This window comes from Bacillus mexicanus (assembly GCF_050445615.1).
Classification (GTDB): domain Bacteria; phylum Bacillota; class Bacilli; order Bacillales; family Bacillaceae; genus Bacillus; species Bacillus mexicanus.
In genome coordinates this window covers 762,591-778,408 of the sequence record NZ_JBCEYV010000001.1, presented here as the reverse complement: position 1 = coordinate 778,408, position 15,818 = coordinate 762,591, and the positions used below count along the sequence as shown (strand labels likewise).

Below are 15,818 nucleotides of genomic sequence, written 5' to 3'. Positions count from 1 at the left end.
ATTAGTTTAAGATTTTTACATTTACAGTTTTGACGCCCCAATTAGATGCATCGCTTTTATTGGGTACAAAGACGTCAATTTTATTTCCATTAATAGCGCCGCCAGTGTCTGCTGCTGTTGCTTCACCATAACCTTCGACATAAACTTTAGAACCTAGCGGAATCACATTAGGATCCACCGCGATCACTTTCGCGTTCGGGTTCTTATTTAAGTCAACGCCTGTTGCTGTAACGCCGGAAATGCCGCCGTCGTTAGCAGTGTAAGCAGTAGCAGTAACTGTTAGTTCTTTTGAAGCTTCATGATGATTTGTATTAGATTGAACAGCCTTTTCTTCTGCAGGAGCAGAAGTTGTTGCTGCAGCTTTTGTTTTTGGTTGTTGTACTGTTTCTTGTTTAGGTTGCTCTTTTTGCACAGCTTCTTGTTTTGTTTCAGCTTGAGGTGCGCTCGTTTGCGTATTCTCAGTAACTGCGTTTGCTGCTGTTGCCTGACCTTTTACTGAAAGTGGTGATCCAGCATAGATCATGTCAGAGCTTAGGTTATTCCAAACTCTCAAGTTATTCACTGTTGTTCCGAATTGTTGAGCAATCTTTGTCAGCGTGTCTCCCGCTTTAATTGTATATTGCCCAGTAGTGGCTGTTTCTTCTGAAGAAATGGACAGCTTATCTCCTGTAAAGATTTTATCAGAAGTTAACTTGTTCCATTCTTTTAAGTCCTTTAGGTTCACTCCGTTTTTCTGAGAGATTCCCCAGAGCGTATCACCCTTTTGCACCGTGATTTCTTTTGCAGAAGCGTGAGCTCCGAACGCAGTTGTTGAAAGTGCAGCAACTGCTACAAAGGACATAATCGTCTTCTTCATAAGTAAATCCTCCCTTGTTAGCTTTTTATTGGCGGCTAACAGGTGATATCGTAACACATGCAAATGTCAAATCAATAACAAAAAGATTTGATTTAGATTACAGTTCCTTTACATGAAGGATTTCTCTCTGCTGGAAAGACTTGCTGATCCCCTGATATAATAGGCTTTGCAAGTCTTTTTATTTTGAGGGAAAAAAGAGAAAATAAAAAGTGTTTTTTATAGAAAAAAAGGTTGTTTTTCTGTTTTTCTAGTCTGTTACCTGTACATAAGCTTGTATTTCTTGTAAAAAAAGCCGGCCGTATTTTGCTCTTTTTTGTTCTCCGACTCCTTTGATAGACAAAAGTTCTTCATCATTTACAGGCTGTTTCCCTGACATTTCTTTTAATGTTTGATCTGAGAAAACGACAAAAGGAGGAACACCCTGCTCTGCCGCGATTTCTTTACGAACCATCCGCAATCGTTCAAACAACTCGTCATTTTCCGTAATCGCTTCAGCTTTTAACGCTTCTTTCCTCGTAACCGAACATTCTCCCCTCAGCACATTTTTTCCTTTGCTGCTGACAAAAAGAGTCGGAAATGTTCCATCTGACATTCTGATAAAATCGTCAGAAATGAGAAATTCGATAAAATCACTGATTTCTCCTACTGATTGGTGTTTTAAGATCCCGTATGTCGAGAGATTGGAAAAGCCGTTTTCAAGAACTTTTTTATTTTTAGAGCCGGCGAGCACTTGGGCAATCATCGTCTTGCCAAACCGTTCTTTCATGCGAATAATACACGATAAGACCATTTGCGCCTCCCGTGTCACATCATGAGCCGTCCTTGTATCAGTGCAATTTCCGCACTGTCCGCACATATCAGGCTCCTTTTCTCCGAAATACATTAGGATAAAACGCTGCAGACAGTCTTCCGTATGACAATAGTCGACCATTTGTCTCAGCTTTTTTAAATCCTGTTTCTGTTTCTCTTCATGCTCTGATTGTTCAATTAAAAAACGCTGCACCATAATATCCTGTGGTGAAAACAGGAGTACACATTCACCGGGAAGGCCATCTCGCCCAGCTCGTCCAGCCTCTTGATAGTAGCTTTCCATATCTTTCGGAATTTGAGCATGCAGAACAAACCTAATATTAGATTTATCAATACCCATTCCAAAAGCAGAGGTTGCGACCATCACTTGCAGCTCATCATTAAGAAATTTTTCCTGCTGCTCTTTTCTCATATTATCAGCCAAACCTCCGTGATATCGTCCTGCACTGACCTGATTTCGTTTCAATCTCTCATAAATCCGATCAGCTTCTTTTCTCGTCGCTGTATAGATAATGCCTGCTTCATGTTTGTTGTTTTTCACATATTCATCAATATAACGGTCTTTATTTTCTCCCTTTGCAACTTTAAAGGTTAAATTGTCTCGGGAAAACCCGGTATATACCGTATTTTCTTTTTGAATATGCAGCTGTTTGCATATATCCTCATGAACCTCAGGCGTTGCTGTTGCTGTTAATGCCATAATGACGGGTTTGTCCTGTAATTCATGGAACAAAATTTCAATATTTCTGTAGCTGGGCCTGAAATCGTGGCCCCATTGAGAAATACAGTGTGCCTCGTCTATTGCGACTAAAGGAATATCAATGCCCTGCAAAATCCGAATAAACTCTGGGGACGTTAATCGCTCTGGGGTAATGTAAAAAAGCTTATAGGCCCCTTCTTTCAGTCCATTCAGCCTCTCATATATTTCCTGATTGGATTGTGTGCTGTTAATGTAGGCGGCGTTAATTCCCGCTTCTTCCAAAGCATCTACCTGATCTTTCATCAAGGAAATCAAAGGCGAAATGACAATCGTTGTCCCTTCAAACATCAGTGCGGGAATTTGATAGCAAATCGACTTGCCTCCTCCCGTCGGCATAATGCAAACCGTGTTTTGTTTTTCTTCCGTCACCGAGCGGATCGCTTCTTCTTGCCCGTTGCGGAGTTTTTCATAACCAAAATAATGAGCCAGCAGGGATTGGGCTCTTTGTAACATAACGTGTAAACCTCGCTTCACCTTGAATTTCTCCCATCATATCATAAATAAACAGCCTGCATTTCTTTCGTGCAGAAATTGAATTTTTAAGTACGCCTGCTCTTTTCAGACAAAATAAAAAGCCATTTCCAAAGGGAAATGGCTTTCGCTACATCTTGCCGTATGCAAGTAAGAAAGTTTTAAACCACCACTCCTCAAAGTGGGTGTTTGCAGAAACATTCCTGTCGTCCTCTTCAATGGAGGCATGACATTCCAGTTTCGATATAAAACTCCCTATTACAGCTTAAAGGTTAAAACTTAATTAACAATACGTACAAAGTAGCTTCTTTTATATAGTACACCATCAGTCGATTTTTATCAAGGGGGTGGAACAATTGTTTAGAAAAATTTTTTTCACCCATCAAAACAGTTATTTCGCTATTATATATGATTATTCGACAAACAAAAAAATATATCACAATAGAAAAAAACAGCCAGTACAGTAAAAACGGATGATCACTTTCTTCTATTATAATGTATGCAAAAAAACTCCTATCGCATGGATAGGAGTTTTGTCGTAATTAGAATTTTGCAGCAAGATCTTTTGCTTCTTGTAAACCGTTTTCAATGATTGCTTGTGCTTGATCAGGTGCTGCGTTATGTCCTTCGATAACAACTGTGTGCACGTCTTGAACACCCCAGAAACCAAGAACAGTTTTCATGAAGTTTAATGACATTTCAAGTGAAGCCATTGGTCCTTCAGAGTAAATGCCGCCGCGTGCGTTAAGAAGCGCAACTTTTTTGTCGCCCATTAAACCAACTGGTCCTTCTTGTGTGTATTTGAATGTAACGCCTGCACGAGACAGATAATCAACATAAGTATGAAGAACTGCTGGCACTGCGAAGTTCCAGAGCGGGAATGCGAAAACAACTTTGTCAGCTTTTACAAACTGATTTAAATATTTGTCAGCAATTGCCGCTTGTTTTTTCTCTTCTTCTGTCATTTCCATTCCTTGGCTTGCTTTAAATGTTCCGTTAATCATATCTCTTCCAAGGTAAGGTAGGTTCTCTTTATGAAGATCTAATTCAACCACTTCATCAGCAGGGTTGTTTTCTTTATAAGAAGCTAAGAAAGCTTCGTAAAGTTTAGTTGAAACGCCTTCTTCGGCTGTACGGTCGCTTGATTTTACAAATAATACTGTAGACATTTGTATTCCTCCTGGTAAACTTTTTATATTTACTTACAAATAGTATGTTACTTTCTTTTTTACGCAAAGTCAATCACTTTATTTCGAATATGAGATTTTTTCATAAAAAAAAAGCAAGTGCACCTCACTTATATCGGTGTACTTGCTTGCCATTTTCACTTCGAATCCTGTTCACGATCCAAAATCTCATATGTCTGTGAACTTTTTTGGTCAATCGTTTCTTTATTGGACAGATCTTTTACTTGTTCGTGAAACTCTCTTTCGTATGATGGAGCATCTGTGTCCAGATCATCCTCCATATCAGCTTGAGCGTCAACTGTCATTCTTGCATAGGGAACCGCTTCAAGCCTTTCGTAAGGAATGTCTTGACCGGTTTTTTCACATACGCCGTACGTTCCGTCTTTCATTTTTTGTAATGCGTGATTGACCTCTTCCAATAGTTCCCGGTCAACCTCTCTCACCGTTTGATCTGTCATCCGGTCTGTGACGAGTGTGCCGTGGTCTGCCATATGGTTGTCAACCCCATTGGAAAGCTCGCCCACTTCTTCTGTCATTGATTCTGTTTTCTTCTTCTCGCCAGACAATTCTTTTTGCATATCGAGCAATTTATGATAGAGATGCTGTGTTTGTTCTTTTGTCAATGCCATGTATATCCTCTCCTTTCTATCCTGTTTCCCGTTTCACCGCCTGTCAAACATGGAAGGTTTGATAAAAAGGTGGGCTACTGCTTTTTTGAACGGATCGTGACCGCCGGGGATGGTGGTGTTTCTGGTTTTCGCTGGCACTTTTTGTCCTTCTCTTCTGGCGGTATATAATATGTTGCTCCTATATTTAGTTTTCCGCTGAGTTCATCTATGGTCAGCTCGCCGAATTCAAGATGATAATCAATTTTTTCGACATGCAGCGTTTCAATATGTATATAGGTTTCGTCAGATTCATTGTTGCTGCTTTGTTTTTGCTTTTCAAGCAGTGAAAGTCTTTTTTCATATTCACGCAGTTTGTCAAGCTCTGGTTTCATACAATGCCTGATCAGCGAACGGAGCATTTTTTTCATGACATCACGACCCTTTGCATACTCCTCTTTTGTCTGCAATATATAATGAGGTATACCCCACAGAAAGGAGAGGTTTTCATGCTTCCGACTTGCATCAACATTTCTCATTTCAAAAATAACACGATTGGCACCGGCTCATCTCTTACTTTCGGTTCCGCGGATATAAGAAATAAGTGCTCTGCGATTAAAAGAAATAACGGTTTTGGGGAACAAAACGCAGATTTTGTTGTTATCGTCATTCCTATTGAATCAATTGATGATCGTGATGGGACAGATGCGCTCAGTATGAAAATCAATCATCAATAACAACTGTTTTCGCTTAACTCTCGTCTTTTTGAATGGTGATGTATAGGATTCCGTCTTTGAAAATGGCACTCATTTTTCCATGAAGATGGTCGGAAAGCGGGATTTTCTTCTCAAAACTTCCGTATTTCCCCTCTTTTTGACAAAAGTCCTGTTCATTAAAATAGGAAAAACGCTGTCCCTTCACGACTAGATAATCTCCATAAGATAATATGTGAACATCCTGCTTCCGGTAGCCTGGAAGATAAATTAAAAACTGTACCTCTGTAACGGTATCTACAATATCCATACTTGGAAATGAATGATCTTCTTTCCTTCGCTGATCCTGCTGCGAAAACGGAAACGGAGATTGGCCATTTGTCATAAAAGGGGTTTTCTGATCTTCATCAAATACCTGTTTCCAAAAATCACCGCCGTACATCTGCTGTGCGAATTCCATCCACTGCTTCATCTTTTCGAAGTCCATTTGAAGCCCCCTGTCTTAACATACTTTATAACCGCCGGCATACAACTATAGAAAGGAGGTTTTCCTGTGGTTCAACCAACTCCGTATATCAATATTAATATTTTCATGCTCAAAATTAATTCCTTTGAAAATGCTTCAGCGGTAAATGTAGGACAAAATTTATTGGCAGATTGGCAAAATTCAGATAAAAAAAATCAAGGCTACGGACAAAATTTTGGAGATGCAAGCGGTTTTATGGGCACCAAAAGCCATGTGGATGACAGGGACCAAATTGATTCTCCTGCATCTTTTGAAAGTGATGCGGTCAACTCGATCAAAAGGAAGTGACGAAATGTTCTTTTCGCCCTCCGTCGTCAACGTCGGCGGATTTAAAATCAATACGATGGATCGCGGTTCGTCTTTAACACTCGGACCATATCAGCAGGTCGATTACTTTTTATCAGCTAAAATCAACCAAGGTTTTGGAGAAGAAAATGGCGACTTTACTCCCCTTGTCATCCCGATTTCAAATGTGTTAGATGCAGATGTTGTCGATTCGAACTCAGCGAAAAACAGTGTCGTGTAAAAAGAACAGGGCTGACATGCCCTGTTCTTTTGTATATAAAAAAAGCCTTACCATTTTTAAACGGCCGGCTCATCAATATTCAGCTGCACAAGTGCCTTGTCAGCACCGCTTGAACTTCGCTTAAATCGGTGTCTTTGGCAAATTCCAATTCGAACGTTTTGCTTCTGGTCATCAATAAAAGTCCAGTGTCCGGGTCAAATATGCCCGCTTCTTGGATCGCAAAGCTCTCAATTGATTTATATGGAAGGAATACACGAACCTTCTTTTTAGAAAACATTTTATTGTCAAAGAAAATAATCCGCTTATTTGTAAAGCAAATGTGGTCTACCCGGAGCTTATAAATCGATTCTATTCTTTCTCCCTCAACAAGCAAAGCTTCAAGCTTCTTTGCATCCGTTGATCTGCTAACAGAAAAAATACCCAATGAAGAACCCCTCTTTCTGCATGTATCTATTGTTTTTTATTGTTCACTACATAAAAATAAGTCCTTTATCCCTATATAAGAATACGACATAGAAGACATTTAAACCATTACGAACAGATTACATTTTTCAAATTTTTGATATGTTTTTCAGCTTTTGTACGATTGTCACATGTAATACGCACGCGCAGAGAAAAAGTTTCAATATTCAGCAATATTTTTAAAGTTTTTCATTGGTTTTGTTTTATTTTTCCTGTTTCACCCATAGAAAAAACCGCAGCTCAGGCTGCGATTTTTTAAATTCTCTGCTTATGCAAGCATTAAACCTCTTGGAAGTATTCTTTATAATAGCCGCCAACTTTATTTGTATTGTCGATGACAAAGAGAAATTCCTCAGTTTCGTTTTTCACTTCATATTCTTTTCCAGGCGTTAAAACGCGGTTCACAATATATTTTTTAGCGTTGGTCTGCACACATTTCACCTTTTTGATTGTTTCTTTTTCAAGCCAATTGTTATGAATCATAAACGAAATCTCCTTTACATATCTATAAGCTTATTGTAGCTTTTTTCTTTTGTAAATTGCAATATCAGTTATTCATTGATTTTGCCTTGTTTCCTATTATAGAATGTTTGTATGCGCTTACTTTACCGGAAAATATCACAGTTTATTTCTGCTATTCAATCAATGAATCTATGTGCTATCACCAAGAGTCTCAAAACAGACCATAAAAATTGAATGGAGGTTTGTTACGGATGAGTTCTTTAACGATGCAAGTGACAAAAAGGCTGGAGACATTTTTACAAGGAACAAAGAAGCTTTATATTGACGGAAAGTTTGTTCCGAGTGCCTCAGGGGCAACCTTTGATACGCCCAACCCAGCGATCGGCGAGACATTAATGACCCTGTATAAAGCTGAGGCTGAGGATGTGGACAAAGCGGTTAAAGCTGCCCGGAAAGCTTTTGACCAAGGCGAATGGAGAACAATGTCTCCAGCTTCAAGAAGCAGACTGATGTATAAGCTGGCTGACTTAATGGAAGAGCATAAAACTGAGCTTGCTCAGCTTGAAACGCTTGATAACGGAAAACCGATAAATGAAACGACAAATGGAGATATACCGCTGGCTATTGAACATATGCGCTATTACGCTGGCTGGTGTACAAAAATAACTGGGCAGACGATTCCAGTTTCCGGCGCTTATTTTAATTACACCCGCCATGAGCCTGTCGGCGTCGTCGGCCAGATCATTCCATGGAATTTCCCGCTCCTGATGGCGATGTGGAAAATGGGCGCGGCTCTTGCAACAGGCTGTACAATCGTGCTCAAGCCAGCTGAACAAACACCGCTTTCGGCGCTTTATTTAGCAGAGTTAATTGACCAAGCCGGATTCCCTGCCGGTGTCATCAATATCATTCCGGGATTCGGTGAAGATGCCGGAGACGCGCTAACAAACCATGAAGCGGTTGATAAAATTGCCTTTACAGGATCAACTGAAATCGGAAAGAAAATCATGTCCACGGCTGCGAAAAGCATTAAGCGCGTTACCTTGGAGCTGGGCGGAAAATCTCCTAATATTCTTCTGCCTGATGCCAACTTAAAAAAAGCGATTCCAGGCGCTTTACATGGCGTGATGTTTAATCAAGGGCAAGTCTGCTGTGCAGGCTCACGTGTCTTCATTCATAAAGAACAGTATGATGAAGTCGTCAATGAGATGGTCTCTTATGCTGAATCACTCCGTCAAGGAGCAGGACTTCATAAGGATACGCAAATCGGCCCACTCGTGAGTAAGGAACAGCATGAACGTGTTCTTTCCTATATTCAAAAAGGTAAAGACGAAGGAGCAAAAGCAGTGACAGGCGGAAGCTGTCCTTTTGAAGAAGGATATTTCGTCTCACCGACTGTATTTGCGAATGTTGAAGACGAGATGACGATCGCAAAAGAAGAAATTTTCGGACCTGTGCTGACTGCCATTCCGTACGATACAGTCGATGAAGTCATTGAACGAGCAAACCAATCAGAATATGGACTCGCGGCCGGACTATGGACAGAAAACGTCAAGCACGCCCATTATATCGCTGACCGCCTTCAAGCAGGAACCATCTGGGTGAACTGCTATAATGTGTTTGATGCGGCATCTCCTTTTGGCGGCTATAAACAGTCCGGACTCGGACGAGAAATGGGATCATATGCCTTAGATAACTACACAGAAGTTAAAAGTGTTTGGATAAATCTCGAAGACTAACATGTATGTCAAAAAACTGCTGACCGCCAGCAGTTTTTTTCTTTCTGTAATGGCGGTAAAAGATGCTGAATATATATGCTTCTGAAGGAGTTGAACGTGATGGGCACACTTCAGGAGGAAGTGAGGCGTTATCAAAAGAAAACCATTACAGCGTTAAAAGACAGGCAAAACGCTGACGGTTCGTGGAGATTTTGCTTTGAAGGACCAATGATGACAAATTCCTTTTTTATTTTGCTCCTCACCTCGCTGGATGAAGGTGAGAATGAACAAGAATTGGTATCAGCGCTTGCGGCCGGCATTCGCGAAAAACAGCAGCCCGATGGGACATTCATCAACTACCCCGATGAAAGGAGCGGAAATATAACAGCTACCGTCCAAGGGTATATCGGGATGCTGGCATCAGGGTGTTTTCACAGGTCTGACCCGCACATGAGAAAAGCTGAACAATTTATCATTTCACATGGCGGTTTGAGACATGTTCATTTCATGACAAAATGGATGCTTGCCGCAAACGGTCTGTATCCTTGGCCTATTTTGCATTTACCCTTATCACTCATGGCGCTCCCCCCGACGTTACCGGTTCATTTCTATCAGTTCAGCGCATATGCCCGGATTCATTTTGCTCCTATGGCTGTCACACTCAATCAGCGATTTGTTCTTAAAAACCGCAATATTCCATCTCTTCACCATCTCGATCCGCACATGACGAAAAACCCTTTCACTTGGCTTCGTTCTGATGCTTTTGAAGAAAGAAAGCTCACGTCTGTTTGGTCACATTGGAAGCGCATTTTTCAGGCACCTTTCGCTTTTCAACAGCTGGGCTTACAGACAGCTAAAACATATATGCTGGACCGAATCGAAAAAGACGGAACATTATACAGCTATGCGAGCGCAACCATATTTATGGTTTACAGTCTTCTGTCACTAGGTGTGTCACGCTACTCCCCTGTTATCAGAAGAGCGATTAATGGTATCAAATCCCTTGTCACAACATGCAGCGGGATTCCTTATCTGGAAAACTCTACTTCAACTGTTTGGGATACAGCCCTGATCAGTTATGCCCTTCAAAAAAACGGCATGGACGAAAAAGACGGCTCTATTACAAAAGCAACAGCCTTTTTGCTGGAACGTCAGCATACTAAAATCGCAGATTGGTCTGTCAAAAATCCAAGTGCAGTTCCCGGCGGCTGGGGCTTTTCAAATATCAATACAAATAATCCCGACTGTGACGATACGGCTGCCGTCTTAAAAGCGATTCCCCGCAGTTATTCTCCTTTAGCTTGGGAGCGAGGAGTGTCTTGGCTTTTATCAATGCAAAATCATGATGGCGGATTTTCTGCTTTTGAAAAAAATGTGAACCACCCTCTCATCCGCCTTCTCCCCCTTGAATCAGCCGAGGACGCGGCAGTTGATCCTTCAACTCCCGATCTTACCGGGCGTGTGCTGCATTTTTTAGGCGAAAGTGGCGGTTTCTCAGAGAAACATCAACAAATTCAGCACGCTGTGAACTGGCTTTTCGAACATCAAGAACAAAACGGATCATGGTACGGGAGATGGGGTGTTTGCTACATTTACGGCACATGGGCTGCTCTTACAGGTGTGCATGCCTGCGGGGTTAGCCGAAAGCACCCTGCTATACAAAAGGCCTTACGCTGGCTCAAATCCATACAGCTTGATGACGGCAGCTGGGGGGAATCCTGTAAAAGTGCGGAAGCCAAGACGTACGTCCCGCTTCATAAAGGGACCATTGTACAAACGGCCTGGGCTTTAGACGCTTTGCTCACATACGAAAAATCCGAACACCCAACTGTTGTGAAGGGTATGCGATACCTTATTAATAAGAGTTCTCATAGCGCCGATAGCTTGGCTTATCCGGCAGGAATCGGATTGCCAAAGCAATTTTATATCCGCTATCACAGTTATCCATATGTCTTCTCTTTGCTGGCGGTCGGGAGGTATTTGAATTCTATTGAAAAGGAGACAGCAAATGAAACGTGAAGCCTATCAAACGGAGATGTTCAACTGGTGTGAAGCTTTGAAGGATCAGATCCAAAAACGGGGACAGCTTGATCTGTTTGAAAACCAAATTGACGAAATGATTGAAGCGCTGGAAGATCACCAAACAACAGAAGAAGATTGGTATCAGCAGGCTGCTGCTCTTTACCGGGATATTACAGAATCAGAAGGTACAAGTGAACGGCGCGCCTATGTTCCAATAGGAAAACATGTGCTGCCGAAGCTTCCTTACAAATATTCCGCCTTAGAGCCCTATATCTCACGCGATATCATGGTCCTTCACCATACGAAGCACCACCAGAGCTATGTTGACGGTCTTAACAAAGCTGAGACAGAGATGAAAAAAGCGAGAGCAGCCAAGAATTATGACTTGATCACTCATTGGGAGAGAGAGCTTGCTTTCCATGGGGCAGGCCATTATTTGCATAGTATTTTTTGGTTTTCGATGCATCCAAACGGAAAAAGGCGTCCTACAGGCGCATTATTTCAAATGATTGACCTTTCATTTGGAAGCTATTCTGCTTTTAAAGAACATTTTTCTCAGGCCGCTAAAAAAGTTGAAGGTGTCGGCTGGGCCATTCTGGTCTGGGCTCCTCGTTCGGGACGGCTGGAGATTTTAGCAGCAGAAAAGCACCAGCTCTTCAGCCAATGGGATGTGATCCCTCTTTTACCGCTTGATGTCTGGGAACATGCCTACTATTTGCAATATAAAAATGACCGGGCAAGCTATGTCAATCATTGGTGGAATGTTGTAGATTGGCGCGAGGCAGAAAAACGTTTCGAGCAAGCAAAAGAAGTCGTTTGGAAACTTTACTAAAAAAAGCCCCCTTTTCCCAGGGGCTTCATGTTTAAAAAATGCCGATCACATGCAAAAATACGATGATGATGGCAACAGGAGATAGATAACGAATAAGCAGCAGCCAAACCGCAAACCACTTCCGCTTGAGATTAGAACCGCTTTTTAGCTCGTCGAATAGATCCTGTTTCGGAATTTTTAACGGAACAAAAATAGAAATTAACAACGCGCCTAATGGCATTAAAATATTGCTCACGAGATAGTCTGCCGCATCAAAAATGGACAAATGAAAGATAGAGACATCACTTAAGATACCATATGATAATGCAGACGGCACTCCGACAATAAAAATAGCAATTCCGCCTAACCAAGCGAATCGCTTTCTCTTATTAACATCACCTTTTGAAAGGACTGCGACTAAAATTTCCAGCATTGAAAAAGCGGATGTTAGTGCCGCAAATAAAAATAGAATTAAAAATGCTAATAAAAAGATAATTCCGAATGGCATTTGATTAAACACAGTCGGCAGCACATTAAATAGCAGAACCGGCCCTTGGTCTGGTTTAAGGCCGAATGAAAATACAGCTGGAAAAATCGCAATACCCGCCATGACCGCAACAAGCATGTTCAATACAGTTACTGATACAGCCGACTGCACCAGATTTTCCTGTTTCTCTAAATAAGAGCTATACGTTACCATGACAGATACACCGACACTTAATAAGAAAAAGGATTGGCCCATCGCGTATAAAATCGTATTGGCGTCAATCGCTGAAAAATCAGGCATCAAGAAAAACTTGAGCCCTTCCATTGCGCCATCCAGTGTAACTGAACGAACCATTAAAACAACAAATAAGATGAAAAGCGCCGGCATTAATACTTGGCTCGCTTTTTCAATTCCGCTGCTAACTCCTTTTGCAACAACAAGAATGGTCACTACCATAAAGAGCAGCTGGCCCCCTACAGCCATATAAGGATTTGAAATCGTATTTGCAAATATCTCATCAAAACCAGATGTTTGCGATAAACCGCCAGTAAAGCCTTTTGTAATATAAATTAAAATCCACCCGCCGACGACACTGTAAAAAGATAAAAGAATAAAGCATGTCACCATGCCTAAATAACCGATCCAATGCCATTTCTTTTTCGGAGCGAGTGTTTTATAGGACTGTACGGCGTCTTTCTGTGTTTTTCTGCCTATGATGAATTCACCTAACAGTAAAGGCAGTCCAATTAAAAGCGTAAATAAAATAAAAATTAGTAAAAACGCGCCTCCTCCGCTAGTTCCCGCTACATATGGAAATTTCCATATCGCACCGAGCCCGATAGCTGATCCTGCCGCGGCTAAAATAAAGCCGAGCTTCGAAGACCATTGATTCGCTTCCTTCACCCTATCACTCCTAATTTGTCTAACCATTATAAAGATTCATTGTAAGAATATCTTCTTATATAGTCAAGAACATTTTAATTAGTTTACATAATATATTTATTGTTTTACTCTAAAAGCAATTTGTTTATAGATATTGAATTGTTCAGAAAAATCATTATAATAAGAGAATGTTTCAAATTATCTGTAAGAATTTCTGCTGCGGTTCTTGCATGGGTTAGGAGTGTTTTGATGGGCATCATTAGAAAAATTAGTCATTTCGCAGGGCAAACCTTTGGCATATGGGTGATTGTTTTTGCCGTGCTGGGATTTTCTTTCCCGTCTTTTTTTACGTGGATCAGTTCTTATATTACGATTTTTCTTGGCATTATCATGTTTGGAATGGGTCTTACACTGCAAGCCGATGATTTCAAAGAACTAGTCAGAAAACCTTGGCATGTCATAATCGGAGTGATTCTTCAATATACCATCATGCCGCTCGTTGCTTTTGGCCTTGCATTTGGATTGGGACTTCCAGCTGAAATTGCAGTAGGTGTTATTCTTGTCGGCTGCTGCCCTGGGGGAACAGCCTCTAATGTCATGACATTTTTAGCAAAAGGAAATACAGCCCTTTCTGTTGCTGTTACCACAATTTCGACCTTGTTGGCTCCTGTATTAACACCCCTTTTGATTATGCTGTTTGCTAAGGAATGGCTGCCTGTCTCACCGGGGTCTTTGTTTATTTCGATCTTACAGGCTGTTTTAATTCCGATCATTGCAGGCGTAATCGTCCAAATGTGCTTCAGAAAACAAGTGGCAAAAGCAGTACATGCCCTCCCGCTCGTTTCTGTCATTGGCATCGTTGCGATTGTCTCTGCTGTTGTCAGCGGCAACCGGGAAAATCTGCTTCAATCAGGCGCGCTCATTTTTTCTGTTGTCATCCTGCATAATGGTATCGGATATTTACTTGGATTTTTTTGCGCAAAGCTTTTTAAAATGGATTATCCATCTCAAAAAGCCATTGCAATCGAAGTTGGTATGCAAAACTCAGGGCTGGGGGCCGCACTGGCTACAGCGCATTTTTCACCGCTATCTGCTGTTCCCAGTGCGATATTCAGTGTGTGGCATAACCTTTCTGGTTCCATGCTTGCAACATACTGGTCAAAACAAGTGAAAAAGAAACAAGCAACATCAAACAACCGCAATCTGTCTCTTTAAATCCCCATATCAAAAAAGGTACATCACGATGAAGTGATGTACCTTTTTTATTATCCTTCTAATAAAAGCTGTTCAGGATCTTCAAGTAAATTTTTGATTGTCACGAGGAAACCTACAGCTTCTTTACCATCTACAATCCGGTGATCATAAGATAAAGCAATATACATCATTGGACGGTTTTCAAAACGCTCTTCATCAATGGCTACAGGCCGGAGCTGAATCTTATGCATGCCCAGTATGCCGACTTGAGGGCTGTTTAAAATCGGGGTAGACATGAGTGACCCGAAAGTCCCCCCGTTTGTAATCGTGAAAGAACCGCCTTGGAGTTCGCTAAGGGTTAATTTATTGTTTCTCGCTTTTTTCGCAAGCTCGCCGATTTCTTTTTCGATTCCGGCAAATGTCAGACGGTCCGCATCCCGTACAACCGGAACGACAAGGCCTTCTTCAGCTGCAACAGCAATCCCGATATCGTAGAATTTCTTAACGATCAGCTCATCTCCGTGAATTTCCGCATTTAAGAGCGGATATTTCTTCAATGCAGCGACGACCGCTTTCGTAAAGAAAGACATAAATCCGAGCTTCACTTCGTTTTGTTCTAAGAATTGATCTTTACGGCGTTTTCTGAGATTCATGACAGCCGTCATATCTACTTCGTTAAATGTAGTCAGCATCGCTGATGTTTGCTGTACCTCTACGAGGCGTTTTGCAATCGTTTGTCTGCGGCGTGACATTTTTTTCACTTCGACGGGTTTGTCAAAGCTTTGCTGTGCTTTTTGCGCCTGAGGCTGCTGCTGTTTTGGCTGAGTAGCCGGCTTCGAAGGTTTGTCGTACGCTTCGACATCCTGCTTGCGCACTCTTCCCAACGGGTCTCCCGTTGGAATCTGAGAAAGGTCAATTCCTTTTTCTCTCGCCAGCTTACGGGCTGAAGGAGAAGCGACCGTTCTTGATTTTGCATCGGTTTGCGCTTCTTCACTCACCTCTTGTGCCGCTGGTTCTGTTTGCTGTTCTTCCTTGCTTTCAGCTTTCTCTGAAGGAGCAGAGGCAGAACTTTCTCCTGCGCCTTCAGAAATCGTACCGATTATTTCCCCGACCTGGACGGTATCACCCGAATCTTTCAATACCTCTTGAAGTACACCCGATTCTTCTGCTGTCAACTCGACATTTACTTTATCCGTTTCCAGTTCAAGCAGATATTCACCCTGTTCTACATAATCACCAGGCTGCTTCAACCATTGGGCTATTGTTCCTTCTGAGATTGATTCTGCTAATTCAGGTACCTTAATTTCCGCCATTTTTTCATTTCCC

General features: G+C 41.6%; 17 protein-coding genes and 1 other RNA gene. 7 read left to right on the top strand and 11 right to left on the bottom strand.

Annotated features, from left to right (window positions below; genetic code table 11):
• Position 1: 1 nt before the first annotated feature.
• From AAGG74_RS04345 to AAGG74_RS04320, 6 genes are all read right to left on the bottom strand, one after another.
• Positions 2 to 856 (bottom strand): 3D domain-containing protein, encoded by an 855-nt coding sequence (locus AAGG74_RS04345; RefSeq protein ID WP_429674631.1) that lies wholly within the window; start codon positions 854 to 856, stop codon positions 2 to 4.
• 247 nt (positions 857 to 1,103) lie between these two features.
• Positions 1,104 to 2,879 (bottom strand): DNA helicase RecQ, encoded by a 1,776-nt coding sequence (recQ, locus tag AAGG74_RS04340; RefSeq protein ID WP_429675236.1) that lies wholly within the window; start codon positions 2,877 to 2,879, stop codon positions 1,104 to 1,106.
• A 141-nt stretch (positions 2,880 to 3,020) separates the two neighbouring features.
• A non-coding RNA gene (gene ssrS / locus AAGG74_RS04335) (6S RNA) lies at positions 3,021 to 3,207 on the bottom strand.
• A gap of 232 nt (positions 3,208 to 3,439) precedes the next feature.
• Positions 3,440 to 4,066, bottom strand: coding sequence for an FMN-dependent NADH-azoreductase AzoJ (gene azoJ / locus AAGG74_RS04330; protein WP_162102755.1), 627 nt, complete (start codon positions 4,064 to 4,066; stop codon positions 3,440 to 3,442).
• A gap of 155 nt (positions 4,067 to 4,221) precedes the next feature.
• Positions 4,222 to 4,713, bottom strand: a complete 492-nt coding sequence (locus AAGG74_RS04325) for a TraR/DksA family transcriptional regulator (protein WP_225493851.1) — start codon at positions 4,711 to 4,713, stop codon at positions 4,222 to 4,224.
• Between the two features lie 74 nt (positions 4,714 to 4,787).
• A complete protein-coding gene (locus AAGG74_RS04320; protein WP_429674629.1) occupies positions 4,788 to 5,120 on the bottom strand; it encodes a hypothetical protein in 333 nt (110 codons plus the stop codon).
• 78 nt (positions 5,121 to 5,198) lie between these two features.
• Between AAGG74_RS04320 and AAGG74_RS04315 the strand changes: the two genes are divergently transcribed.
• Entirely contained in the window at positions 5,199 to 5,426 is a 228-nt protein-coding gene (locus AAGG74_RS04315) for a hypothetical protein (RefSeq protein WP_162102752.1), read from the top strand.
• Between the two features lie 13 nt (positions 5,427 to 5,439).
• Here the strand turns inward: AAGG74_RS04315 and yocM are convergent, their stop codons facing one another.
• Positions 5,440 to 5,889 carry a salt stress-responsive protein YocM gene (gene yocM / locus AAGG74_RS04310; RefSeq protein WP_429674628.1) on the bottom strand — a complete coding sequence of 150 codons (450 nt, stop codon included), beginning with the start codon at positions 5,887 to 5,889 and terminating at the stop codon, positions 5,440 to 5,442.
• 66 nt (positions 5,890 to 5,955) lie between these two features.
• Here yocM and AAGG74_RS04305 point away from each other — a divergent pair, with 66 nt between their 5' ends.
• Both AAGG74_RS04305 and AAGG74_RS04300 read left to right on the top strand, forming a co-directional pair.
• Positions 5,956 to 6,216 (top strand): hypothetical protein, encoded by a 261-nt coding sequence (locus tag AAGG74_RS04305; protein ID WP_024715385.1) that lies wholly within the window; start codon positions 5,956 to 5,958, stop codon positions 6,214 to 6,216.
• Between the two features lie 4 nt (positions 6,217 to 6,220).
• Entirely contained in the window at positions 6,221 to 6,454 is a 234-nt protein-coding gene (locus tag AAGG74_RS04300) for a hypothetical protein (protein WP_162102750.1), read from the top strand.
• 79 nt (positions 6,455 to 6,533) lie between these two features.
• Here AAGG74_RS04300 and AAGG74_RS04295 read toward each other — a convergent pair whose 3' ends face one another.
• Both AAGG74_RS04295 and AAGG74_RS04290 read right to left on the bottom strand, forming a co-directional pair.
• Positions 6,534 to 6,878 (bottom strand): PH domain-containing protein, encoded by a 345-nt coding sequence (locus AAGG74_RS04295; protein WP_162102749.1) that lies wholly within the window; start codon positions 6,876 to 6,878, stop codon positions 6,534 to 6,536.
• Between the two features lie 317 nt (positions 6,879 to 7,195).
• Positions 7,196 to 7,399 (bottom strand): DUF6501 family protein, encoded by a 204-nt coding sequence (locus AAGG74_RS04290; protein WP_162102748.1) that lies wholly within the window; start codon positions 7,397 to 7,399, stop codon positions 7,196 to 7,198.
• Positions 7,400 to 7,629: 230 nt separating this feature from the next.
• Between AAGG74_RS04290 and dhaS the strand changes: the two genes are divergently transcribed.
• From dhaS to AAGG74_RS04275, 3 genes are all read left to right on the top strand, one after another.
• Complete coding sequence (dhaS, locus tag AAGG74_RS04285; protein ID WP_429674626.1) at positions 7,630 to 9,117, top strand: aldehyde dehydrogenase DhaS; 1,488 nt, start codon at positions 7,630 to 7,632, stop codon at positions 9,115 to 9,117.
• 99 nt (positions 9,118 to 9,216) lie between these two features.
• Positions 9,217 to 11,115: a terpene cyclase/mutase family protein gene (locus AAGG74_RS04280; RefSeq protein ID WP_429674625.1), complete on the top strand. Its 1,899-nt coding sequence runs from the start codon at positions 9,217 to 9,219 to the stop codon at positions 11,113 to 11,115.
• Positions 11,105 to 11,950, top strand: a complete 846-nt coding sequence (locus AAGG74_RS04275; RefSeq protein ID WP_429674623.1) for a superoxide dismutase — start codon at positions 11,105 to 11,107, stop codon at positions 11,948 to 11,950. Before AAGG74_RS04280 ends, AAGG74_RS04275 begins: the two co-directional genes overlap by 11 nt.
• A 31-nt stretch (positions 11,951 to 11,981) precedes the next feature.
• Here AAGG74_RS04275 and AAGG74_RS04270 read toward each other — a convergent pair whose 3' ends face one another.
• On the bottom strand, positions 11,982 to 13,319 hold the full coding sequence (locus AAGG74_RS04270; RefSeq protein WP_429674622.1) for a sodium-dependent transporter: 1,338 nt from the start codon (positions 13,317 to 13,319) through the stop codon (positions 11,982 to 11,984).
• 228 nt (positions 13,320 to 13,547) lie between these two features.
• Here AAGG74_RS04270 and AAGG74_RS04265 point away from each other — a divergent pair, with 228 nt between their 5' ends.
• Entirely contained in the window at positions 13,548 to 14,513 is a 966-nt protein-coding gene (locus AAGG74_RS04265) for a bile acid:sodium symporter family transporter (protein ID WP_162102743.1), read from the top strand.
• A gap of 50 nt (positions 14,514 to 14,563) precedes the next feature.
• Here AAGG74_RS04265 and odhB read toward each other — a convergent pair whose 3' ends face one another.
• Positions 14,564 to 15,805 (bottom strand): 2-oxoglutarate dehydrogenase complex dihydrolipoyllysine-residue succinyltransferase, encoded by a 1,242-nt coding sequence (odhB, locus tag AAGG74_RS04260; protein ID WP_429674621.1) that lies wholly within the window; start codon positions 15,803 to 15,805, stop codon positions 14,564 to 14,566.
• Positions 15,806 to 15,818 lie beyond the last annotated feature (13 nt).